This is a genomic window from Bradyrhizobium sp. SBR1B (assembly GCF_014198205.1).
Lineage (GTDB): Bacteria > Pseudomonadota > Alphaproteobacteria > Rhizobiales > Xanthobacteraceae > Bradyrhizobium.
Genome location: NZ_JACIHC010000013.1, coordinates 1 through 23,008, shown reverse-complemented (window position 1 = coordinate 23,008; position 23,008 = coordinate 1). Strand labels below are relative to the sequence as shown.

Genomic DNA, 23,008 nt, shown 5'->3' with positions numbered 1-23,008 from the left:
GTCATGTGCTGCACATCGCAGCCCTCCGGGACACGGCGGACGATCGGGCTGGACCGCGTCCGCAGGGTCGCGGCAGCGATCGCGGCGGCGTTTGCGATCGTCGTGATGATGTCGGCCACGTCGCCGGTCTTCGCGCAAAGCCCGACGCCTACGCCGACCCCGACACCGACGCCCACGCCGTCACCCACCCCGATCCCGTCCCCGTCGGCCGGCAACGCTGCGCTCGATCTCGGCTCGAACTTCCTGGAGCGGCTCGGCAACCAGGCGTCGAACGGTTTCAACCGGACATTCCGCACCAATCCCGGCGGCGGCGGCGCGTCCGCCAGCACTGAAGATCCGCGCTACCGCACCTGGTTCGAGGGCTACGGCATCTCGGTCCGGACCGATGCGCAAGGCGACTTCGTCGGCGACCGGCGCAAGACGGTTGGCGGCGTCGCCGGCTTCGGCGCGCGCGTGGCCCCGGGCGTCAATCTCGGCTTTTCCGTCGACCAGAGCCATACCGACATCGAGGTGCCGCTGGCGCTGCAATCGGCCACGCTCGACCTGACGCAAATCGGCTTCAACGGCTCGGTCGACAAGGGGCCATGGACCTGGGCTTTTGCCGTGGTGCACGGTTTCGGCAAGGTCCGTTCCAGCCGCGACACCGGCCTTGGCCTTGCGACCGCGGGCTATCGCGCCGCGGTCGACGGCGCGCTGACCGAGATCAGCTATTACTGGACCAAGGACCAGATGCGCATCGTGCCCAAAGGCGCACTGGAATATGTGCGCGCCACCAGTGCGGCGTTCCAGGAGGTCGGCGGCCTCGATCCGCTCAACGTCGGCTCGACGGCGCTCTCACGCGCACGCATCATGATCGGGGCCGAGATCGGCCGCTACTTCATCATCGACCAGAAGATCCTGGACCTGTCCGGCTACGGCAAGTTCGTCGACAATTTCCACCAGGATCTGGGCTCAGTCCAGGTCAGCCTCGGCGCTCAGAACATCGTCGTTCCCGGCATCGGCGAGAGCCGTTACGGCGTGGATGCCGGTGCCTCGGCTTCGCTCAGCTTGACCAGCGTGGCGCGGCTTTACGTCAATTACGACGGCAAGTTCCGCAACGAGCTGACCTCGCACCAGGGCACGGTCGGCTTCGAATATCGCTGGTAGGCGCAGCCTCCTAAAGCGCGATGCGATTAGGATGAATCGCCATCGCGCTTTAGGTTGTTGTTTGAGCATGATCTTTTCGGAAAACCGCTGCGCACTTTTCCGGATCATGCTTTAGGTCGGCGTCGCCGCGACATATCCCGTCAATCCAAAACCCTCGCGCGCCGCCGTCATCATCGGCACCAGCGCGTTCGGATGGATGAACTCGTCGCGGAAGCAGGGATAGGTCTTGGGATCGAAGATCTTCTTCAGCCAGTCGACCACGATCTTGTGGCGCTCGGAGGTGCGGAATTCCCGGTGATAGGTGAGCCAGAGATCGGCGTGGTGGCTGACGCCGAGATCGACGGCGATCAGCGGCGCGCCGAGCGCGGTCGAGACCGTCGGCAGGAAGCCGATGCCGGCGCCGCGCTCGACTGCATAGAGCACGCCGACCGAGGAATTGGTCTTGATCCCAACGATGCCCTCGAGCGACTTCAGTCCGAGCACGCGCGCGTAGGCGCCGTCGTCGACCTGCGGCGCGCTCTGCTTGATGATGCGGTGGTTCTTCAGGTCGGCCAGGGTCGCCGGCACGCCGTAGAGATTTTCGTACTCCTTGGAGACGAAGGGATAGATGTGCAGACGCCCGAGCTTGGCGACGATCAGATCCGGATTGGTCGGCGGCTCGAGCTGGATCGCGATGTCCGATTCAAGCCGTGCGACGTCGGCCTGCTCCATCGCGCAGCGCAGATCGACGGTGATCCTGCGGTAGGTCTTCTGGAAGTCGATCAGTCGCGGCAGGATCCAGAAATTGCCCGGGCCTTCCGTCACCGCGACGCGCACTGTGCCTGATGTGTCGTTCGACGACCGCGCGGCGCGCCGGAAGACGTTGAAGGCATGACGCTCCATATGCGCAACGTCGGCGATCATCGCGATGCCTTCATCGCTGAGCGTGAGCCCGCTCTGGTCGCGCAGGAACAGCTTGCAGCCGATGCTCTCTTCGAGCCGGTCGACGCGGCGCATCAGCGTGGTCGAGGTGAGCCCGAGCTCCTCGGCGGCATTGCGAAAACTTTTATACTTTGCGCACGCTAAAAACAGTTTCAAATCGTCCCAGGACGCGCCCAGGACTTCTTCACGGTGCTGCGTCATCGCAGCACCCCGGTGCAATAACTGCTGCATACTCCTGATCCCCAGCCGCTAAGCTCGTCGGCGTAGCGGGGCACGAAAGTCTCGAACGATAGAGGCGTGACATGGGTATGGAAAGGGGCTCGTTTGCCGCAAGGCATGATTTCGACGCCTTGCCGCTGAGCCCGGATGTGGATGTCCGCTGCGCGCAATTGTCCGAAATTGCACCGCTTTCGCAGATGGCGCACCGGCTGGTGCCGGGCGTGCGGATCGGGACAGCCGAGCTTGCGCATTACTTCACGTTCGATCCCCAGAGCATCCTGACGTTCAGCCGGAAGGGCGATCTCGTCGGCGGCATGGCCTTCCTGTTTCTCAATGACCGCGGGCACGATGCGTTGCTCCTCGACGAGATCTGCCTCACCGCGCCCGAGACGCGCTATCTCGCTTCCGCGAACGAAGAGGTCGCGGCCATCTATATCTGGGCGATCGCGGCGACGGGACGCGGTATCGCCGGTCTCGGCAAGGCTGCAGCACATCTGCGACAGCTAAGGTTCCGCAGCGCCGATTGCTATGCGCAGCCGTCAACCGTGGCCGGACGCGACATCATGAAGGCGACCGGCTTTGCGCCGGTCCCGAGCTTCCAGCCCGACCTCTGGTGCTACGAGCGGCCCTGGCATCGCCAGCCGCTGCGCATGCCGGGCGCGATCATCCAAGCAAGGAGTTTTGCAGATGCACGGTACTAGGATCCCTGTCGCCCAGCCCTGTTCCCGCGCCATCACCATCCGCCTTGCGCGCGATCCAAGCGATCTCATGCTGGTCACCGCCATTCGCTCGGCGGTCTATCTCGCCGAGCAGGATTGTCCGTTCGAGGAGGAGTTCGACGGCAACGACATGGTCGCGGCCCATTTCATCGGCTTCGTCGGCAACGAGCCCGCAGGCTGCCTGCGGGTGCGCTTCTTCGGCGATTTCGCCAAGGTGGAGCGGCTCGCGGTCCGTCACCAATACCGGCGCTCGCGCGTCTCGTTCAAGCTGGTGCAGGCCAGCGTCGACTATGTGAAGCGCAAGGGCTTTCGCAAGATCTACGGCCAGGCACAGGACAGGCTGGTCGATTTCTGGGCCCATTTCGGCGCCAAGCCGCTCGGCCACAATCGCAAGATCACATTCTCGGATTTTTCCTACACGGAAATGCTGCTGGAGATCGAGCCGGGCCCGGACGCGATCACGCTGGACAGCGATCCCTACGTGATCATCCGCCCCGAAGGCGATTGGGACCGGCCGGGCGTGCTCGACGCCTCGGCGGGGCGGGCGGTGACTTCACCGCTGCGGGATCTCGCGCTCGCCGACCGTTGAAACTGGTGCAGCTCTGCGCAAGACAATGCTGGCTTCCATCCACGATGATCCGCCGATCCTGATTTGCGCGGATCTCCAGGTCGAGTATCTGACCCCTGGGCGCCGCCACGTCGTCCTCGACGGCGACGCCGTCACGACGCGCTGCCTGGAACTGCTGACCTTGTGGCGGGGCAATCTCTGGCCGGTGATGCATCTGAAGCGCATCGCGCAGGCGGCGTGGTTCAATCCGGCATCGAGGCTGACCGATTGGATCGCGGAGACCAAGCCGCGGCCGGGAGAGATGACGTTCGATCATCCGCTGCCGTCGGCCTACAGCTCGTCGCGGTTTGTGGACTACATGTCCAATATCCGGACCGTGCGCTGCATTCTGATCGGTTTTTCCCTGGACGAGACCATCCTGGCCACCGCAGCCGAAGGGTTTCACCGCAGCCATCGCTACCAGGTGGTCGCTGACGCCGTGGCTTGCCGGCAGCCGGGTACGGGCGATTCCGCCGCTTATAAGCATGCGGTAGTGAATGTCATCGGGAATTTTGCTACAATCCAGTCCAGCGCCGAACTGATCAGAACCAGCGGCGCCGTTGCGGTGTAGGCGGCCGCGACCGGCGGATGGGGTGAGAGATTGTCACGGGGAGACGAGCTCAAGGAGCTGGCGAGTGATCTGTCGCGTGCGGCCGAGAGGGCGCGCGGGCTTGGTTTGCCGACGACGGTCTATCTGCTCTCGATGGCGCTGGTGGAGGTGAGGGAGGCCGCTGCCGGCACTGACGACGGGCATGACGACGACGCGGCATGAGAGATGCTCCACATGTTGCTTCGTCATGAGCGGATTTGTCACGTGCGGCAATGTCACGTGCAGCTTTGTCGCGTGCATTTTTGTGCATCGCTGCTGAGCGCTTGCTGCCGACGAATTGGCGTTGCAAGTTCTGCGCTGTCGCAATAGCCAAGGTACTTGATCATCGAGTGATGACGCCGGCTATGCCTGCGACGAGACGCTTTCAAGGATCTCCGCAAATGTCCATGCTGCCCAATTCGCAAGAGGCCCGGGATGTAGCCTATCAGCTCCATCCCTACACCAACGCGCGCACCCATCAGCAGGCAGGTCCCCTGGTGATCGAGCGCGGCGAGGGTCCTTACGTCTTCGATGCGTCGGGCAAGCGCTATTTCGAGGCGATGGCCGGCCTGTGGAGCGTTGGGCTGGGCTTCAACGAGAAGCGGCTGGTCGAGGCCGCGCACAAGCAGATGCAGGCGCTGCCGTTCTATCACACGTTCTCCGCCAAATCGCACGGGCCCTCGATCGACCTCGCCGAGAAGCTGGTCGCGCTCGCGCCTGTGCCGATGAGCAAGGTGTTCTTCACCAATTCCGGCTCGGAAGCCAACGACACCGTCCTCAAGCTGATCGCCTATCGCTCCAACGCGCTCGGCCAGCCGCAGCGCAAGAAGGTGATCAGCCGGATGCGCGCCTATCACGGCGTCACCATTGCCTCGGCGAGCCTCACCGGCCTGCCGAACAACCACCGCTCGTTCGACCTGCCGCTGCCGAACATCCTGCACACGGGCTCGCCGCATTTCTACAAGGACGGCGCGCCCGGCGAGAGCGAGGAAGCCTTTGCGACGCGCCGGGCCGAGGAGCTCGACGCGCTGATCCAGAAGGAAGGGCCCGATACGATCGCGGCGTTCTTCGGCGAGCCGGTGATGGGCGCGGGCGGCGTCATCGTGCCGCCGGCGACCTATTGGGACAAGATCCAGGCGGTCCTGAACAAGTACGACATCCTGCTGGTCGCCGACGAGGTGATCTGCGGCTTCGGCCGCACCGGCAAGATGTTCGGCTGCGAGACCTACGGCATCAAGCCCGACGTGCTCGTGGTCTCCAAGCAGATCACCTCGAGCTATTTCCCGTTCTCGGCGATCATCATGAACGACCGCATGTTCGAGCCGATTGCGGACGAGAGCAACAAGATCGGCGTGCTCGGCCACGGCTTCACTGCGGGCGGTCATCCGGTCGGTTCGGCGGTTGCGCTGGAAAACCTCAGGATCATCGAGGAGCGCGGCCTGGTCGCGCATGCGGCCGAGCTCGGCGCTTATATGCAGGGCAGACTGCGTGAGCTCACCAGCCATCCGCTGGTCGGCGAGGTTCGCGGCGTCGGCATGATCGCGGCGATCGAGCTCGTGCTCGACAAGGGCCGCAAGACCGCAGCGGCGACGCCGGGCGCCGTCGGCGGCATCGCCAGCCGCATGCTCCAGGAGCGCGGCGTGATCTCGCGCAACATGCTGGACGCCATCGCCATCTGCCCGCCGCTGATCGTCACCAAGGCCCAGATCGACGACCTCGTCGCCGCGATCTCGGGTGTGCTGAACGACATGAAGGCGGAAGTGGCGAAGCTGACGCCGGCGTAGGGTACGCCGGCCTCAAATCTATCACCGTCACCCTGAGGTGGCCGCTTCTTCAGCGGCCCTCGAAGGGCGACGGCCCGGCTGTAGCAGCACGGGCGTTCATCCTTCGAGGCTCCCCGCGTGGTGCTCTGCACCACACGTCTCGCACCTCAGGATGACGAGCAAAAGTTTGCGCCTTGGTGAGCCCTACGCCCGCTGAACCCCGATCACGCGGCCTTTCTCGACCGCCAGCGCCAGCTCGCTGCGCTTGAGCTTCAAGGCAGCGTCGCCGAACAGCTCGCGGCGCCAGCCGCGCAGTGCCGGCACGTCGGCTTCGTCGTCGGCCGCGATCTCCTCGAGATCGTCGACGGTCGCGATCACCTTGCTGGCGACCGCATGCTTCTCGGCGGTCATGCGCAGCAACACCTTCAACAGCTCGACGATGGCGGCGCCGTTGTTGTTGTTGCGCGGCTTCTCCAGCTTCGGAAGCGTCGAAAAATCCCGCGCCAGCCCGCGCTCGACCGCGGCGACGATGTCCGCGCCCCATTTGGATTTCTCGAAACCCTTCGGCACCGAGCGCAGATGGGCGAGCTTTTCCAGCGTGTTCGGCGCGTGGGTCGCGATATCGCTGATGGCCTCGTCGCGCAGCACGCGGCCGCGCGGCACGTCGCGGCTCTGCGCCTCCTGCTCGCGCCAGGCCGCGACCTCCATCAGCACCGCGAGATCCTTCGGCTTGCGCACGCGCGTCTTCAGCCGCTCCCAGGCCCGCTCGGGGTGGAAGTCGTAGGTCCGGGGAGAGGTCAGGACCTCCATCTCGATGGAGACCCATTCGCTGCGACGGCGCTTCTTGAGGTCGGCATCGAGCGCTGCGAACACGTCGCGCAAATGAGTGACGTCGGACACGGCGTAGTGCATCTGCTCCTTGGTCAGCGGCCGGCGCGACCAGTCGGTGAAGCGGTGGGTCTTGTCCGGGCGGTGGCCGGTGACTTTCTCGACCAGCGCGTCGTAGGCGATGCTGTCGCCGTATCCGAGCACCATCGCGGCAACCTGGGTGTCGAACACCGGATGCGGGATGATGTTGGCCTGGTGCCAGATGATCTCGATGTCCTGGCGGGCAGCGTGGAAGACCTTCAGCACGGCCTCGTTGGCCATCAGCTCGAAGAACGGCTTGAGGTCGATCCCCTCGGCCAGGGTATCGACGACGATGGCTTCCTCGGCGCTGGCCATCTGCACCACGCATAGCAGCGGGTAGTAGGTGGTCTCGCGCAGGAACTCGGTATCGACGGTAATGACGGGGTGCTTAGCCAGCCGGCTGCAGGCAGCCGCGAGGTCAGCGGTGGTGGTAATCAAATCCATGAACGGCCCATGACACTTGATATCAGCCGTTCTGCCGAAAGCGCTGTGATGTCAAGGGGCTCGATGCGAATTCGAGCCTTGTATTTGAACGGAAATCGCTTTTTCCGACGAAATTCCTATTCGTAGCGGACCCGGTGCGAGGATTTGCGGGCGCAGGGCAACGCCACCACGACCACGCACATGGCGACCAGCGCCAGCCCCAGGAACTCGAAAACCAACAGATCCACGGCGAAATCTCCAGAAACATTGATAGATTTGTCGGGGGTGCGTTGACGGTCTGTTAATTGCGATGGTTACCGGCGGCGCGGGGCGGCGGATGGTGGACGGCGGGTTAACGGCGGAAACCGCCCTTCATGTCATCAGCTTCGGCAGGGCTGCGGCCAAGGTATCCACGGCCACCCGGACCTTTGGCAGCAGCCGGGGTGAGCGCGGCCATAGCGCGTGGCATTCGTAGAGGAATTCCGGTTGGCCGCTGAGGAGCCTGATGAGCGCTCCGGTGGCGAGGCGCTCGCGGACCAGCCAGTACGGTAGCCAGGCGAGCCCCATGCCCTGCGTGGCGGCATCGGCAATCGCCTCGAGATCGTCGAGCCGTAGCCTGCCGGACGGCATGATCTCGCGCACGGGCCCGCTGCCTTGTGGAAATAGCCACGGACGGATGCGCCCCGAGCGGCGATAGATGATCGCCTGATGCGCGGTGAGATCGTCGATCGATTTCGGCTTGCCGCTCGCCCGCAAGTACGAGCGCGCGCCGCACACCACCATGCGCTGGCTTGCGATGCGGCGTGCGATCAGGCCGGACTGGTTGATGAGATCGCCGGTCCGGATCGCAAGGTCGTAGCCGGCCTCGATGATGTCGGTGATCGGATCGCCGAAGGAAAGGTCGAGTTCGAGCCGCGGATGTTTTCGCGCGAGTTTCATCAGCAAGGGGGCAATGCAGTGCCGGCCCAGCAGGGCTGGCATGGTCACGCGGAGCCTGCCGCGCGGCTCGGACAGTTCGTCGGTAACGACGGCATCGGCGGCGTCCGCTTCGAGCAGTACCGCGCGGCAGCGCTCGTAATAGGCCTGGCCCGCGTCAGTCAGGCTCTGTCGCCGTGTGGTGCGGTTGAGGAGGCGGACGCCGAGGCGCTCTTCGAGGAAGCGCACATGCTTGCCGACCATCGGCCCCGACATCTCCAGGGCGTCGGCCGCGGCTGCGAACGAGCCGAGGTCGACAGCCCGAACGAACACGGCCATGCTGGTCAGGCGGTCCATGATTGAAAACTCCTGGTTTCGACTGTTCGCTCACTTTGCCGATTTATCCACTTCCTTGGGATCGGCATAGCTCCATTCAGTTCAATTGTTTTGGAGTGTATCCATGGCCCGCGTCGTTCGCTTTCACCGCCATGGCGGTCCCGAAGTGCTGGGTATCGAGACCGCCAACGTTCCGCCGCCGGCGAAGGGCGAGGTTCAGATTCGGATCAGGGCGCTCGGCCTCAACCGTGCGGAAGCCCTGTTGCGGTCGGGGTCCTATATCGAGACCGCCCAATTTCCGTCCGGTCTTGGTCTCGAGGCGGCGGGTCTTGTCGAGACTGTTGGCGAAGGCGTGGCCGGCTTTGCGCCGGGCGATGCCGTCAGTATCGTGCCGCCGACATCCATGGTGCGATGGCCGGCTTATGCGGAGCTCGCAACTTTTCCGGCCGAACTCGTCGTAAAGCATCCACCCGATCTAAGCTTCGAGACAGCGGCAGCGCTATGGATGCAGTATCTGACGGCCTATGGCGCGCTGGTTGACATCGCCGGACTCTTGCGAGGGGACGTGGTCGCCATCACGGCGGCATCGAGCAGCGTCGGGCTTGCCGCAATCCAGATCGCGAACCGGATCGGGGCTGTCCCGGTCGCCCTGACCCGGACATCGGCCAAGCGGCGGGCCTTGCTCGATGCCGGTGCCGCTTACGTCGTGGCCTCAGACGAGGAGGATATCGCAGCGCGGCTGGCGGAGATCGCCGGTTCAAACGGCGTCCGCGTGGTGTTTGATGCCGTCGGCGGTCCGGCGTTCGAGCCGCTGACTGCGGCGATGGCGCCGGGCGGCATCCTGATCGAATATGGCGGGCTGAGCCCTGAGCCGACGCCGTTCCCACTCTTCAACGTGTTGACCAAGAGCCTGGTCCTGCGCGGCTACCTCGTGCACGAGATCGTCCGCGATCCGACGCGACTTGGGCAGGCCAGGGCTTTCATCCTCGATGGGGTGGCGGACGACACGTTGAAGCCGATCATCGCGCGAACGTTCAAGTTCGAGGATATTGTCGAGGCGCATCGCTTCCTGGAGTCGAACACGCAGTTCGGCAAGATTGTCGTGACGATCTGAGGTCGCGCATTTCGAGGTGTAGTTTCGTAGGGTGGGCAAAGCGAAGCGTGCCCACCATCGCTCAATAGATAGAAAGGTGGGCACGGCATTGTGTGCCTTTGCCCACCCTACGAGATCGCGTTCGTGGCTCGCAGGATGGATTACGCCCGCGACGGCGTTTCACGCGGTCGCGGGCTAATCTTACTGCGTGACTAATCCACCCTACAAGGCAGCCTTACGGCAGCTTCAGCGACGTCTCTGCATTGTACGGCTTCAGCGTCTCATCCGCGGCCTTCTGGGCGGCGGCGAGGGCTTCCTTCGGCTGCTTCTTGCCGTTGAGGACCAGCATCACCTCGTCCTCGAGGTTCTTGCGCACCGGCACGGTCTTGTAGGTCGCGAACCAGGGCTTTGCGACGTCGAGTTGCTCGACGGCGGTCTTGGCGTCGGGGTTCTTGTTGAGGAAGTCGACCATCTCTGGCGTTTTGTAGGCGGCCATGTTGGGCGCGAAATAGCCGGTGGCGCGGCTCCACCAGCCGCTCTTCTCGGGCGAGGTCATCCACTTGATCAGCGTCCATGCGGCCTTCTGCTTGTCGGCCTCGAGCCCTGCCGGAACGATCAGCGAGGCGCCGCCGATCGGCACAGCGTTGCGGACGTTGCGCGGGATGAAGGCGACCTTGTAGGCGAACTTGGCGTTGTCGCGCACGTAAGTGAGCGAGCCCGTCGACAGCATCATCATCGCGGCGTTGCCGGAGATGAAGGAAGTGCTGACGGCAGGGCCAGGCGTGGCGCCGGGAGCGTGGACCTTGTGCTTGTAGACGAGGTCATTCCACCAGGTCAGTGCGCCGAGCATCGAAGGCGTGTCGTAATAGACCTCGCCGCCGAACTCCTCGTTGTAGTAGCGCCCGCCATTGCTCATGGTGAGCGTTTCCATCATCCAGCCGCAATAGTCATACGCGCAGGGGATCGCGATGCCCCATTGGGTCACCTTGTCGCCCTCGCGCTTGGTGAGCTTCTTGGCCCAGTCGGTGAGCTCGGCCCAGGTCTGCGGCGGCTTGCTCGGATCGAGGCCGGCTTCCTTGGCCTTATCGGCGTTGATGTAGAGCAGCGGTGTCGAATTGTGGAAGGGCACGCCGTAGACCGAGCGGTTGATCACCGCGTTGCCCTGCAGCGCCGGGAAGAACTGGCCGAGGAACTGCTCCTTGGTGGTGCCGTCGGCCTTGATCAGGGCATCGAGATTGGTGAGCTCGTTCTCGATCTGCATGTCGAGCAGGAAGTTCGCCGACATGATCACGGCGGACGGCGGCTTGCCGGCCTTGATCGCGGCGCGCGTCTTGATCAGCGTGTCGTCATAGGAGCCGGTGTAGACCGCGGTCGCCTTGACGTCCGGATGGGTCTCGTTGAACTCCTTGATCAAGGTGCCCATGTCGCGGGCGAGCTTGCCGTCGACGGGGACGGGGAAGAACAGATCGATCTCGGTCGGGCCTTCGCCGGCGAGCGCCGGAAGGGCGAGGGCACTTGCCATGGAGCCTGCCATGGCAAGGCCGAGCATGAGCCTGCGGGAAAACAGCATCGAAGAATCTCCTATTTGATGCCTGAGGTGACGAAAGAGCTGATGAAGCGCTTCTGGAAGATCAGGAAGGTGATGAGCAGCGGGCCGATCACCATCAGCGTGCCGGCGGCGATGGTGCCCCAGGCCTGCGTGCCTTCGGCGGTCTTGGTGAAGACGGAGAGCCCGACCGTGAGCGGCCGCTTGTCCGGCGAGTTAATCACCATCAGCGGCCACAGGAAGTCGTTCCAGTGGCTGGTCACGGAGATGATGGCGAAGGCGGAGAAGCTCGGCATCGACAGCGGCACGTAGATATGGCGGATGCGCTGGAGCAGGCTGGCGCCGTCGATCAGGGCTGCGTCTTCCAGCTCGGTCGGAATCGCCTCGAACGCCTGGCGCATCAGGAAGGTGCCGAAGGCGGAGGCGAAGAACGGCATCATCACGCCGGTGAGCGTGTCGTAGAGGCCGAGTTGCGCCACCAGCGACAGGTTCGGCACGATCAGCAGCACCGGCACCAGCATCAGCTGCATCAGGAACAGATAGAAGATCGGCGTCTTGCCGAGGAAGTCGAGGCGCGCGAAGGCAAAGCCCGCCAGCGTGATCGTGACGAATTGCACCAGCAAAATGCCGGCACAGATGATCGTGGTGTTGAGCGTGTAGCGCGGGAAATCGCCGATCTCCCAGGCATCCCTGACATTGTCGAGCGTCGGCTTCAGGCTCGGCATCAGCTCGGCCATGGCATTGATGCCGTCGGAGGCCGGGCGCAGCGTCGCCACGACCATCCACAGGAACGGAATGAGCCAGACGATCGCGAGCAGCACGGTCAGCAGGAAGCCGAGCTTGGGCGTGATCTCGCCCCGTGTGGCGAGCGGGGCGTCCTTGTAGAGGGCGTCGATCAGCTTCATGGCCCGCCCTCGCGGTTGGCCATGGTGCGGAAGGAAAGCGCGGTGAGGCCCATCAGCGCGGCGAGCGTCAGCAGCGTCGCGGCCGAGGCCTTGCCGACGTCGTAATGCTCGACCGCCTGCTGGTAGATGTAGAACAGCACGAGGTTGGTCGAATTGGATGGCCCGCCCTGGGTCATGACGAAGACGTGGTCGACCTGCGTCACCGCGTTGAGCGTGGCGATCACGATGACGAACAGGAAGGTGGGCTTGAGCTCGGGCAAGATGATGTGGCGGAAGCGCATGTAAGGCCCGGCGCCGTCGAGATGCGCGGCCTCCATGACGTCCTCAGGCACGGCCTGGAGACCGGCGAGGAAGAACAGCATGTAATAGCCGGCGTTCTTCCAGATCGTGATGATCATGATCGCATACAGCGCGATGTCGGGATCGCCGAGCCAGTTCGGCAGCACCGGAAGCAGGCGGCCGATATAGAAGTCGAGCAGGCCGACATTGGGCAGGAAGATGAACATGAACAGCGCCGAGGCCGCGACCATCGGGATCAGCACCGGCAGGAACAGCGCCGCCCGCAGCGCGCTGCTGACGGCGTTGGTGCGCGACAGCGCCAGCGCAAACAGCAGCGCGAGGCCGATGCTCGGGATCGCCGTGCCGATGGCATAGACGAGATTGTTGACGACCGCGCCGGTGAAGGCGGGGTCGGCCAGCACCGCGCTGATATTGTCGAGGCCGACGAAGCGGACCGGCGCCTTCGGCGTGGCGCGCTGGTAGAGCGCATCGATGAACACGCGGCCCATCGCGCCATAGGTGAACAGCGCGAGAAAGACCAGCGAGGGCAGCAACAGGAGATAGGCGGGCAGCGAAGCTTTGAAGCGCGTGCCGAGGCGCTTCAGGACGTCCAGGCGCGGCGCCGCCGAGGTCGCGACCGGAAGAGCCGCGGGTTCGGCGAGGCTCATCTCACCGCGCCGGGAAATTGAGCGCATAGTCGCGGCCGTCCGTTCCCACGGGTGGTTCGAAGGGAAAGCGCAGACTGGTGTCGAGGAAGTCGTGGCTGTGCACGACGAGGTTTTCGTCGTCGATCAGCACGACGCCATAGGCGGGGGGCTCGTGGCTGGCCAGATGCGGCGCGTCAGCGTCGAGCTCGAACCAGACCTGGTGGTTGGTGCCGCGTAGGGTGGAGAACGGGATCTTGCCGTAGCTGCCGAAGATCGGCCGGTGCACATGGCCGAAGAAGAGGTGGCGGATGCGCGCGCGATAGGGCGCGATCACCTCGGCGAACTCCGCGCTCTGTTTCAGCCCGATCTCGTCCATCGCATGGACGCCGATCGGGAAGGGCGGGTGATGCATGAACACGACGAACTGCTGGTCGGCGGGTGCAGCCGCGAGCGTCTTCGCGAGCCAGTCGAAGCGCTTGGCGCACATCTCGCCGGCGTGGCTGGTCTCGTCCAGCGTGTCGAGGAAGACGAACAGGCCATGGTCGGTGGTGCGCGTGCCCTGCACGAAGCCGTTTGAATCGCGCGGCGCGGCCTTCAGCGCGTCGAGGCAGGTGACGCGGCGGTCGTGATTGCCGACCATGGCGATGTAGGGGATTTTCAGCGCTGACATCGCGTCGGCGAAATTGGCGTAGGATTCCGGCTCGCCCCAATGGGTGAGGTCGCCGGTCACGACCGCGAAGGCGGCGTCGGACTGGTGCGTGTTGATGTCGGCGATCGCAGCATCCAGCCGGGTGCGCGGATCGAGGCCGTAGAGCTTCAATCCCGGGTTCGCGAGATGCGTGTCGGTGAGGTGGATGAATTTGAAGGGCATGGCGCGCTTTGTCGGGACGGTTGGAGGATGGGTGCCTCCGGCAGGACGACCCTGACAGGCGGTTAGAGCGCGTGTGTTTCAGTTTGATGACAGTGGTTCCCGTGTCCACAGCAGCGCGCTGCGCACGGTGGATTAGCCGAAGGGGTAATTCAAAGTTCCGGCTTACCTTGAGTTGCGGTGCTGCGCGGAGCAGAGCTAATCTAAGCGCGCAAACTTGGTTCTTGTCCCGCGGATCGAGCTAACGGTCGATCGCGCGCAGGCGCTTGATCTCGGCGATCAATCTCGGAATGTCCTGTCGCGCGTTGGCGATGAATTCCTGATCGGCGAGCGTCGCGCCAGTGAGGTAGATGTCTTCGCCTCCGGTCTGGACGAAGTCCGATCCGCTTAGTTCATCGCGCTTCTCGATGAACGATTTCCAAGGACCCGCGGTCGCCTGCTCGCAGCGCGCCTTGATCGCTTCGATCTCGTCATCTGTCAGGGCCGAGAGCTGCGTCATCTTGCAATCCAGAACAGGTTTACGTCCCACAAAACGTCTGCAACACCCGCTGGTCCGGCAGCGGCGGATCGGCGTAGGCCGCATATGCCGGCTGGTCCTCGTATGGCTTCGCCAGCACCTTCACCAGCTCTTCGAACGGCGCGTAGTCGTCGTCATTCACCGCAGCCTGGATCACAGCCTCGACGCGGTGGTTGCGCGGGATGAACATGGGATTGACGGCGTGCATGGCGGCTTGTCGGTCGGCAGCGCTCTGCGGCTCCAGCGCGATGCGTGCGCGCCAGCGGCCGGACCACTCGTCGAAGGCTGCGGGCTCCATGAACTGCGCACGCGCATCCGCGCTGTCATCAACGGCGGAATCGCCGAGCTTGCGGAAGGTGAGGGTGAAGTCGGCCTGGTTCTTGGCCATGGCTTCGAGCAGGTCCTGGATCAGGGCGTCGTCGCCTTCACGCTCCGTGAACAGGCCGACCTTTTCGCGCAAGCCGGCTTGATAAGCCGTGCTGAAAATCTCGGAGAAGGCGCCGAGAATGTCCTGGGCTTCGGCCACCGCCTTCTCCTGCTCGTCGGAGAACAACGGCAGCAGGCACTCGGCGAGGCGGGTCAAATTCCACAGCGCGATACGCGGCTGGTTGGCATAGGCGTAGCGGCCCATCTCGTCGATCGAGGAGAACACCTGCGCGGGGTTGTAGGCGTCCATGAAGGCGCAGGGGCCGTAGTCGATGGTCTCGCCCGAGATGGAGCTGTTGTCGGTGTTCATCACGCCGTGGATGAAGCCGACCAGCAGCCAGCGCGCGACGAGCTCGGCCTGGCGGGCGACGACGCCGGCGAGCAGTTCGTGATAGGGCCGCTCCGCATCGCGCAGTTCCGGATAGTGCCTGGCGATGACGTGATCGGCGAGCCGGCGGATCGCCTCGGTGTCACGCCGCACGGCGAAGAACTGGAAGGTGCCGACGCGGATATGGCTGGAGGCGATACGCGTCAGCACGGCGCCCGGCAGCGCGGTCTCGCGGATGACGTGCTCGCCGGTGACGACGGCGGCGAGCGAGCGGGTGGTCGGGATGCCCAGCGCATACATCGCTTCGCTGACGATGTATTCGCGCAGGACCGGTCCGAGCGCGGCGCGGCCGTCGCCGCGGCGGGAGAACGGGGTGGGACCGCTGCCCTTGAGCTGGATGTCCCGGCGGACGCCGTCCTTGTCGATGACCTCGCCGAGCAGGATGGCGCGGCCGTCGCCGAGCTGCGGGACGAACTGCCCGAACTGGTGGCCGGCATAGGCCATGGCGATCGGATCGGCGCCGTCGGGAACCGTCTTCCCCGCCAGGATCGCCGCGCCTTCCGCCGTCTCCAGCAGGTCAGGATCGAGCCCGAGCTGGACCGCCAGCGGCCGGTTTAGCTTGATCAGCCGGGGGGCGGCGACAGGGGTCGGCGCGACGCGGGCAAAGAAGCTGTCGGGCAGCGCCGAATAGGAGTTCTGGAAGGGGAAATGCACCGTCATGCCCTCAAGATAGGGCTGGAACGCCTGATGGCAAAGGGATGGGCCCAGATCGGGCAAAAATGGGCGCTTCCGGCCCAAAACAGGCCGTTCCCTTGGTTGCCGCCCCCGGCCTCGTCGGGTAAACCCTGCCGCAATCTCGGACCGGCCGTGACAGGCGGTCCGATTCGCTTCCACCGACATCATTTTTGGGACGACCATGCATCGCTACCGGTCACATACATGCGGCGCGCTCCGCGAGAGCAACATCGGCGAGACGGTCCGCCTGTCAGGCTGGGTCCATCGCGTCCGCGACCATGGCGGCGTGCTGTTCATCGACCTGCGCGACCATTACGGCCTGACCCAATGCGTGGTCGACCCGGACTCGCCGGCGTTCTCGCTGGCCGAAAAGCTGCGCTCGGAATTCGTGGTGCGGATGGACGGCAAGGCCCGCCGCCGCCCCGAAGGCACCGACAATGACGATCTGCCGACCGGCAAGATCGAGATCTATGTCACCGAGATCGAGGTGCTGGGTCCGGCCGGTGATCTGCCGCTGCCTGTGTTCGGCGACCAGGAATATCCTGAAGACATCCGCCTGAAGTACCGCTTCCTCGACCTGCGTCGCGAAAAGCTGCACCAGAACATCATGACGCGCGTCGAGATCATCAAGTCGATGCGCCGGCGCATGGAGGGGCAGGGCTTCTTCGAGTTCAACACCCCGATCCTGACCGCGTCCTCGCCGGAGGGCGCGCGCGACTTCCTGGTGCCCTCGCGCATCCATCCCGGCAAATTCTACGCACTGCCGCAGGCGCCGCAGCAGTACAAGCAGCTGCTCATGATGAGCGGCTTCGACCGCTACTTCCAGATCGCGCCCTGTTTTCGCGACGAGGACCCGCGCGCCGACCGTCTGCCGGGCGAGTTCTACCAGCTCGACGTCGAGATGAGCTTTGTGACGCAGGAAGACGTCTTTGCGGCGATGGAGCCCGTGATCACGGGCGTGTTCGAGGAGTTCGCCAAGGGCAAGCCGGTCACCAAAGGCTGGCGCCGGATTCCGTTCGCCGAGGCGCTACGCAAATACGGCAGCGACAAGCCGGATCTGCGCAATCCCATCGAGATGCAGGACGTCTCCGAGCATTTCCGCGGCTCCGGCTTCAAGGTCTTTGCGCGCATGCTCGAAGACCCCAAGAACCAGGTCTGGGCGATCCCGGCGCCCGGCGGCGGCAGCCGCGCGTTCTGCGACCGCATGAATTCGTGGGCGCAGGGCGAGGGTCAGCCCGGGCTCGGTTACATCATGTGGCGCGAGGGCGGCGAGGGTGCAGGTCCCCTTGCGAACAATATCGGTCCCGAGCGCACCGCTGCGATCCGCGCGCAGATCGGCACCAAGGAAGGCGATGCCGCCTTCTTCGTCGCCGGTGATCCCGACAAATTCTGGAAGTTCTCAGGCCTTGCCCGAAACAAGGTCGGCGAGGAATTGAACCTCACCGACAAGGAGCGGTTCGAGCTCGCCTGGATCGTCGACTTCCCAATGTACGAGTACAACGAGGACGACAAGAAGGTCGATTTCTCGCACAACCCGTTTTCGATGCCGCAAGGCGGCCTCGATGCGCTGAAGGGCCAGGACCCGCTCACCATCAAGGCGTTCCAGTATGACATCACCTGCAACGGCTACGAGATCGCCTCGGGCGGCATCCGCAACCACGTGCCGGAAGCGATGGTGAAGGCGTTCGAGATCGCAGGCTACGGCGAGCAGGAAGTGGTCGACCGCTTCGGCGGCATGTACCGCGCCTTCCAGTACGGCGCGCCGCCGCACGGCGGCATGGCCGCCGGCGTCGACCGCATCGTGATGCTGCTGTGTGGCACCACGAATCTGCGCGAGATCTCGCTGTTCCCGATGAACCAGCAGGCCATGGACCTCCTGATGGGCGCCCCGTCGGAAGCGACGACCAAGCAGCTTCGCGAGCTGCATGTGCGGGTGAACCTGCCGCAGAAGTGAGTGTGCCTTGCCTCTCCCCGCATGCGGGGAGAGGCCGCCTCGCATCGAAGATGCGAGGCGGGTGAGGGGGACTCTCCGCGAGTCTAACTCTCACCGTGATTGCGGAGGCGGCCCCTCACCCCAACCCTCTCCCCGTAAGAACGGGGCGAGGGAGCGCACCGCCGCCGTCACCTACAACCCCGTCGACGCCTCGATCCTGAACTGCGCCAGCGCGATGATCGGCTCGTTGTCGAGGACGTCCATGAGCTGAAGTACCGGCAGCTTGCCGAGCGGCGTCAGCTTGATGGTCAGCGTCTGGCCTGATGCCTCGACGAAGCCGGCCAGCGCATCGACCGCGGCCTTGGCATCGAGATTTGAGGCGGCGATCTTCTCGCCCTGCGCCCGGATCATCGCAACGAGGGCGCTGCGCGCGGCATCACGGCTGACATTCTGCACGCGCGCAAACTGGGCCACGACAAGATCGACAACGCCGCGATCGCGCAACGACAGCTCGATTGCGCCGGTCTCGACCTGCGCCAACTGGCCCATAGCCTCGAGCGGGTCCGTCGTGGTGAAGAGGTCGCGCGGCACCTTGGCGAGCGCCACGCTTACCTGCGCTTTGGCGAGGTTGCCGAGATCTAGCGTGGCCGGCGCCAGCGCGAATGCGCCTGACGCTTCCGTCCAGGCCGCGCCGAGATCGAGGTCGATCGCGAGCTTGTCCACGCCTGCCACGATCAGCGGCTGCAGCGCCGGATTGGCGGGATCGGTCGGCGTGACCATCTTCACGACCAGACTGGCCTTGCTCGGGATCGATCCCACCAGCTGGCCCCAGTTCAGGCTGATCGTGTCGATGGTGATCGGCTGCCGCGCGGTGTTGTGGGGCGCAACCACGCCCTTGATCTCGGCGCCTTCGAACACGCGGAACAGACCCAGCATCTGCTCCGGTGAGGGCGCCTGTCCGGGATTGCTGACGCCGGCCCCCAAGCGCATCAGTTTTGCCATGCTGAACGACTTCAAAGCGAAGCGCTCCATCTTGAACTGCCCCTGTGGGGTCGGCGTATCGACGCCCTCGATCGCGAATTCGCCTTCGCGATATCTGATCGTGTTCACCTTGCCGGTCTCCTGCGGCGTGCCGATCGAGATCTTGCTGACCTCGGCCTTGCCGATGCGAACACCCTCATAGATTCCGGCGATCCTCTCCAGCACGTCGCGCGTTTCTGCCGGCGTCGGAACGGCCGATTGAGCCTGCAGCGCGTCAAATCGCTCGGCCAGCCGGAATTTCGACGGTTGCACGTCGATGTCCTCCATCACGAAGCCGTCGATATCGATACGCAGCCCCTGAGCCGTTTTGAGCGCATACGGGCCGGCCAGGATTTGCCGGTAGACGCGATGATAGGTCTCGTCACTGCTGGTCTTTGGATCGAGCGCGGCGATGATCGCGGTCACATCGAAATCATTGACGATGACGTTAGACACCTCGCCGGTCAGCTTGTCCTGTTTGCCCGGCTGGTTCACATCGACCGAAATGGTGGCGCGGTCCGCCTTCATTGCATCGATCTTGCCGTGCTTCAGGTTCTGGATCGTCAATCCGGAATAGGTGATCTCGCCGCCGCCGGGACCGCGGCCGGAATCGAAGCTCATCGTCAGCGTGGGCGCCGTGAGCGAGGACGCCGCGACGCTTGCGTATTGACCGAGCATGTAGCGGTAGAGGTCGGCCAGGGAGCCGCTCGCCGGCGCAGCGCCGCTGTGAAAGGGGCCGGCATAGTCGCGCATCGTCAGTTGTGGGATCTTGTAGGACGCCTTCCCCTTGGGAGGGCCGACTTGGTCAAGCGCGACGTCGAAGCCGGTGATGTCGATGCTGTCGGCTGAAAACCTGCTGTCGTCGATCTGGCGAACGCCGGTGCCCTTGATGCCGGCGATCTTGATCTGCGCTTGCGGCTGGCTGCCGGGTGTGACCGCGATGTCCTCGATGGTCAGCGTTCGGCTCATCAGGTCGAATTCGACCTTGCCATGGCTCGCTTTACCGCCATTGCTGCGGATCTGCTCAAACGCTGTCTCGACTTCGGAGATGGCGCGATGCTTGGCGTAAAGGTTGAAGCCGAACCATCCGCCCGCGCCGAGCACGGCTGCCACGATCAGGCCGATCAGGATTCGCTTCATTCCCAGCTCCAGTTGCTCGTTTTGCACCGCGCAACCTGCCATATTCGCGAAACGCCGCGCGGTCCAGGGAAAGCTATGGTTTTCAAATATTTGACCGCGCGCCCTGTTGATGGGCGCGCAATCGGATGTTGCCACCGGGGCGCCCGGCGTGCTTCATCCCGTTTCCATGACCCGGAAATACGGTCCGCTTGGACCGCGGCTTCGGATCGTGCATTTTTGAGGCCGGTAACGCGAGGCGAGACACCGCATGTCGTCCTATTCTGATGATCTCCACCAGGCGGCGCTCGCCTACCATCGTCTGCCGCGCCCTGGGAAGCTCGAGATCCAGGCAAGCAAGCCGCTTGCCAACCAGCGTGACCTCGCGCTGGCCTATTCGCCGGGCGTCGCCGCGGCCTGCACCGAGATCGCCAAGAACCCGGCGGAAGCCGCCACGCTGACCACCCGCGCCAATCTGGTCGCCGTGGTCTCCAACGGTACCGCCGTGCTCGGCCTCGGCAATATCGGACCGCTGGCCTCCAAGCCGGTGATGGAGGGCAAGGCCGTCCTGTTCAAGAAATTCGCCGGCATCGACGTGTTCGACATCGAAATCGCCGCCGACACCATCGACCGCGTGGTCGAGACCGTGGCGGCGCTCGAGCCGACCTTCGGCGGCATCAATCTGGAAGACATCCGTGGACCGGAGTGCTTCGAGATCGAGGCGCAGCTCAAGGAGCGCATGAAGATCCCGGTCTTCCATGACGACCAGCACGGCACCGCGATCATCGTCGCCGCCGCCATCACCAACGGGCTCCGGCTGAACGGCAAGAAGCTGTCGGACGTCAAGATCGTCGCCTCCGGCGCAGGGGCCGCGGCCATCGCCACGCTGAACCTGCTGGTCTCGATGGGCGCGCAGCGCAAGAACATCTGGGTCTGCGACATCGACGGCCTCGTGCATGAGGGCCGCAACACCACGATGGACCGCTGGAAAGCGGTCTATGCGCAGAAGACCGACAAGCGCACGCTCGGCGACGTCATCGGCGGCGCCGACATCTTCATCGGTCTCTCGGCGCCGGGCGTGCTCAAGCCCGAGATGGCCAAGGCGATGGCCGACAAGCCGCTGATCATGGCGCTCGCCAATCCGACCCCTGAGATCATGCCGGAGGAGGCGCGCAAGGTGCGCCCTGACGCCATGATCTGCACCGGCCGCTCCGACTATCCAAACCAGGTCAACAATGTCCTCTGCTTCCCCTTCATCTTCCGCGGCGCACTCGATGTCGGCGCCAGCGCCATCAACGAGGAGATGAAGCACGCCGCCGTCGAGGCCATCGCGCAGCTCGCGCGCGAGGCGCCGTCGGATGCGGTCGCGCAGGGTTTTGACACCGGCGAGACGCAAGGGTTCGGCCCGGGCTCGCTGATCCCGAGCCCATTTGACCCGCGCCTGATCCTGCGCATCGCGCCGGCGGTGGCGAAGGCTGCGATGGAGTCCGGCGTCGCGACGCGGCCCATCACCAATTTCGACGAATACACCGCGCTGCTCGAGCGCTTCGCCTTCCGCTCTGGCCTCGTCATGAAGCCGATGTTCGCCAAGGCCAAGACCCAGCCGGTGCGCGTGATCTATGCCGAAGGCGAGGACGAGCGCGTGCTGCGCGCCACGCAGGTGGTGCTGGAGGAGAATTTGGCGCGGCCGATCCTGGTCGGGCGTCCTTCGGTCGTGGAGGCACGCATCAAGCGCTTCGGCCTCTCGATCCGCGCCGGCAAGGATTTCGACCTGGTCAATCCCGAGGACGATCCGCGTTACCGTTCCTATGTGCAGTCCTATGTCGAGGTCGCCGGTCGCCGCGGCGTGACGCCGGATGCGGCGCGCACGGTGGTGCGTACCAACAACACAGTGATCGCTGCGCTCGCGGTGACGCGCGGGGAGGCGGATGCCATGCTCTGCGGCGTCGAGGGCCGCTACATGAGCCATCTGCGCCATGTCCGCGAGATCGTCGGTTTTTGTCCGGGCATTAGCGACTACGCGGCGCTGGCGCTGCTGATCACCAGCAAGGGCGCCTTCTTCATCGCCGACACGCAGGTTCGCCCCAATCCGAGCGCGGAGGAACTCGCCGAGATCGCATCGCTCGCCGCGGTGCACGTCCAGCGCTTCAACATCAAGCCGAAGATCGCCTTCGTCTCGCACTCGGATTTCGGCAGCTACGACACCGATTCCTCGCGCAAGATGCGCCGGGCGACCCAGCTGTTGAAGGATAAGCATCCGGAGATCGAGGCCGACGGCGAGATGCAGGGTGACACGGCACTTTCGGCTGCGGCGCGAAAAATGGTGTTGCCGCATTCCAATCTCGAGGGGGAAGCCAACATCCTGATCATGCCGACGCTGGACACCGCCAACGTCGCCTATCAGATGATCAAGTCGCTGGCGGACGCGCTCCCCGTCGGCCCGATCCTGGTCGGCCCGGCGCGCCCGGCGCATATCCTCACCCCCTCGGTGACGGCGCGCGGCATCCTCAACATGACGGCCGTCGCGGTCGTCGAAGCGCAGGAGCGCGCGGCACGGCAGCCGACGTTGTTCACGTAGGCATCTAGCGTCGTCGGCGCTGCCATCCCTTCTCCCTTGTGGGAGAAGGTGGCGCGAAGCGCCGGATGAGGGGTTGTTTCCGCGCCTCGGGATCTCGCGAGTTTCCGCGCCGATAGATACCCCTCATCCGTCTCGCCGCTTTGCGGCGAGCCACCTTCTCCCACAAGGGGCCTGTTGCGTAATCCGCCAGTTGTGATTCCCTAGGGCAAAGCCTTGGAGGTAACGATGGCGGTGAAGCGGACAGGACAGCCGAGCTTTGTAGAAGCGCTGATGCCGAAGGGCGCCGGCGCCAATGCGGCGCTGGATCGGTTGGCTGGCCTGGTCAAGTGGTACCGGTTCGAGAAGCTGATCGGCCATTTGCGGGATGAAGGGAGTCCCGGTCGTCCAGGCTATCCGGTGCTTGTGCTGTTTCGCGCGGTGCTGCTGCAGTCGCTCTACGGTCTTTCGGAGCGCGAACTGGAGGAGGCGCT

20 protein-coding genes are annotated in these 23,008 nt (G+C 64.5%); 10 read left to right on the top strand and 10 right to left on the bottom strand.

Going from position 1 to position 23,008, the window contains the following annotated elements; all coding sequences use genetic code 11:
- Positions 1-3: 3 nt before the first annotated feature.
- A complete protein-coding gene (locus tag GGD61_RS27140) occupies positions 4-1,146 on the top strand; it encodes an autotransporter outer membrane beta-barrel domain-containing protein (RefSeq protein WP_177236935.1) in 1,143 nt (380 codons plus the stop codon).
- Between the two features lie 111 nt (positions 1,147-1,257).
- Here the strand turns inward: GGD61_RS27140 and GGD61_RS27135 are convergent, their stop codons facing one another.
- Positions 1,258-2,298 (bottom strand): LysR family transcriptional regulator, encoded by a 1,041-nt coding sequence (locus GGD61_RS27135; protein ID WP_018317524.1) that lies wholly within the window; start codon positions 2,296-2,298, stop codon positions 1,258-1,260.
- A 71-nt stretch (positions 2,299-2,369) separates the two neighbouring features.
- Here GGD61_RS27135 and GGD61_RS27130 point away from each other — a divergent pair, with 71 nt between their 5' ends.
- The 5 genes from GGD61_RS27130 (at position 2,370) to GGD61_RS27110 (ending at position 5,985) form a co-directional block, all read left to right on the top strand.
- On the top strand, positions 2,370-2,987 hold the full coding sequence (locus GGD61_RS27130; protein ID WP_018317523.1) for a hypothetical protein: 618 nt from the start codon (positions 2,370-2,372) through the stop codon (positions 2,985-2,987).
- A complete protein-coding gene (locus GGD61_RS27125; RefSeq protein ID WP_018317522.1) occupies positions 2,974-3,594 on the top strand; it encodes a GNAT family N-acetyltransferase in 621 nt (206 codons plus the stop codon). The genes GGD61_RS27130 and GGD61_RS27125 overlap by 14 nt, the downstream gene beginning before the upstream one ends.
- A gap of 25 nt (positions 3,595-3,619) precedes the next feature.
- Positions 3,620-4,183 (top strand): isochorismatase family protein, encoded by a 564-nt coding sequence (locus GGD61_RS27120; protein WP_018317521.1) that lies wholly within the window; start codon positions 3,620-3,622, stop codon positions 4,181-4,183.
- Positions 4,184-4,213: 30 nt separating this feature from the next.
- Entirely contained in the window at positions 4,214-4,384 is a 171-nt protein-coding gene (locus tag GGD61_RS27115; protein ID WP_162832232.1) for a hypothetical protein, read from the top strand.
- A gap of 218 nt (positions 4,385-4,602) precedes the next feature.
- Entirely contained in the window at positions 4,603-5,985 is a 1,383-nt protein-coding gene (locus tag GGD61_RS27110; RefSeq protein ID WP_091955055.1) for an aspartate aminotransferase family protein, read from the top strand.
- A 183-nt stretch (positions 5,986-6,168) separates the two neighbouring features.
- Here the strand turns inward: GGD61_RS27110 and rnd are convergent, their stop codons facing one another.
- Positions 6,169-7,317: a ribonuclease D gene (rnd, locus tag GGD61_RS27105; protein ID WP_183231593.1), complete on the bottom strand. Its 1,149-nt coding sequence runs from the start codon at positions 7,315-7,317 to the stop codon at positions 6,169-6,171.
- 351 nt (positions 7,318-7,668) lie between these two features.
- Entirely contained in the window at positions 7,669-8,568 is a 900-nt protein-coding gene (locus GGD61_RS27100; RefSeq protein ID WP_092252959.1) for a LysR family transcriptional regulator, read from the bottom strand.
- A gap of 103 nt (positions 8,569-8,671) precedes the next feature.
- On the opposite strand from GGD61_RS27100, the gene GGD61_RS27095 reads away from it, so the two are divergent.
- Entirely contained in the window at positions 8,672-9,661 is a 990-nt protein-coding gene (locus GGD61_RS27095) for a zinc-dependent alcohol dehydrogenase family protein (RefSeq protein WP_092252961.1), read from the top strand.
- Positions 9,662-9,875: 214 nt separating this feature from the next.
- On the opposite strand, the gene GGD61_RS27090 is transcribed toward GGD61_RS27095, so the two are convergent.
- The 6 genes from GGD61_RS27090 to GGD61_RS27065 form a co-directional block, all read right to left on the bottom strand.
- Positions 9,876-11,210, bottom strand: coding sequence for an ABC transporter substrate-binding protein (locus GGD61_RS27090; protein ID WP_092252963.1), 1,335 nt, complete (start codon positions 11,208-11,210; stop codon positions 9,876-9,878).
- 11 nt (positions 11,211-11,221) lie between these two features.
- Positions 11,222-12,091: a carbohydrate ABC transporter permease gene (locus tag GGD61_RS27085; protein WP_092252965.1), complete on the bottom strand. Its 870-nt coding sequence runs from the start codon at positions 12,089-12,091 to the stop codon at positions 11,222-11,224.
- Positions 12,088-13,038 carry a carbohydrate ABC transporter permease gene (locus tag GGD61_RS27080; RefSeq protein ID WP_018317512.1) on the bottom strand — a complete coding sequence of 317 codons (951 nt, stop codon included), beginning with the start codon at positions 13,036-13,038 and terminating at the stop codon, positions 12,088-12,090. The genes GGD61_RS27085 and GGD61_RS27080 overlap by 4 nt, the downstream gene beginning before the upstream one ends.
- A gap of 1 nt (position 13,039) precedes the next feature.
- Positions 13,040-13,888: a phosphodiesterase gene (locus GGD61_RS27075; RefSeq protein ID WP_092252967.1), complete on the bottom strand. Its 849-nt coding sequence runs from the start codon at positions 13,886-13,888 to the stop codon at positions 13,040-13,042.
- Positions 13,889-14,126: 238 nt separating this feature from the next.
- The gene (locus GGD61_RS27070) at positions 14,127-14,384 is read right to left on the bottom strand and encodes a hypothetical protein (RefSeq protein ID WP_092252969.1); all 258 of its coding nucleotides are present in this window, start codon (positions 14,382-14,384) and stop codon (positions 14,127-14,129) included.
- A gap of 19 nt (positions 14,385-14,403) precedes the next feature.
- Positions 14,404-15,876 carry a YdiU family protein gene (locus GGD61_RS27065; protein ID WP_092252971.1) on the bottom strand — a complete coding sequence of 491 codons (1,473 nt, stop codon included), beginning with the start codon at positions 15,874-15,876 and terminating at the stop codon, positions 14,404-14,406.
- A gap of 196 nt (positions 15,877-16,072) precedes the next feature.
- On the opposite strand from GGD61_RS27065, the gene aspS reads away from it, so the two are divergent.
- Positions 16,073-17,845, top strand: coding sequence for an aspartate--tRNA ligase (gene aspS, locus GGD61_RS27060; RefSeq protein WP_018317508.1), 1,773 nt, complete (start codon positions 16,073-16,075; stop codon positions 17,843-17,845).
- A 171-nt stretch (positions 17,846-18,016) separates the two neighbouring features.
- Here the strand turns inward: aspS and GGD61_RS27055 are convergent, their stop codons facing one another.
- Positions 18,017-19,984: a hypothetical protein gene (locus GGD61_RS27055; RefSeq protein ID WP_183231592.1), complete on the bottom strand. Its 1,968-nt coding sequence runs from the start codon at positions 19,982-19,984 to the stop codon at positions 18,017-18,019.
- 247 nt (positions 19,985-20,231) lie between these two features.
- Between GGD61_RS27055 and GGD61_RS27050 the strand changes: the two genes are divergently transcribed.
- Positions 20,232-22,538, top strand: coding sequence for an NADP-dependent malic enzyme (locus GGD61_RS27050; protein WP_018317506.1), 2,307 nt, complete (start codon positions 20,232-20,234; stop codon positions 22,536-22,538).
- 225 nt (positions 22,539-22,763) lie between these two features.
- Positions 22,764-23,008, top strand: a 245-nt coding sequence (locus tag GGD61_RS27045) for a transposase (protein ID WP_143108996.1), incomplete at its 3' end; no start/stop codon positions are given.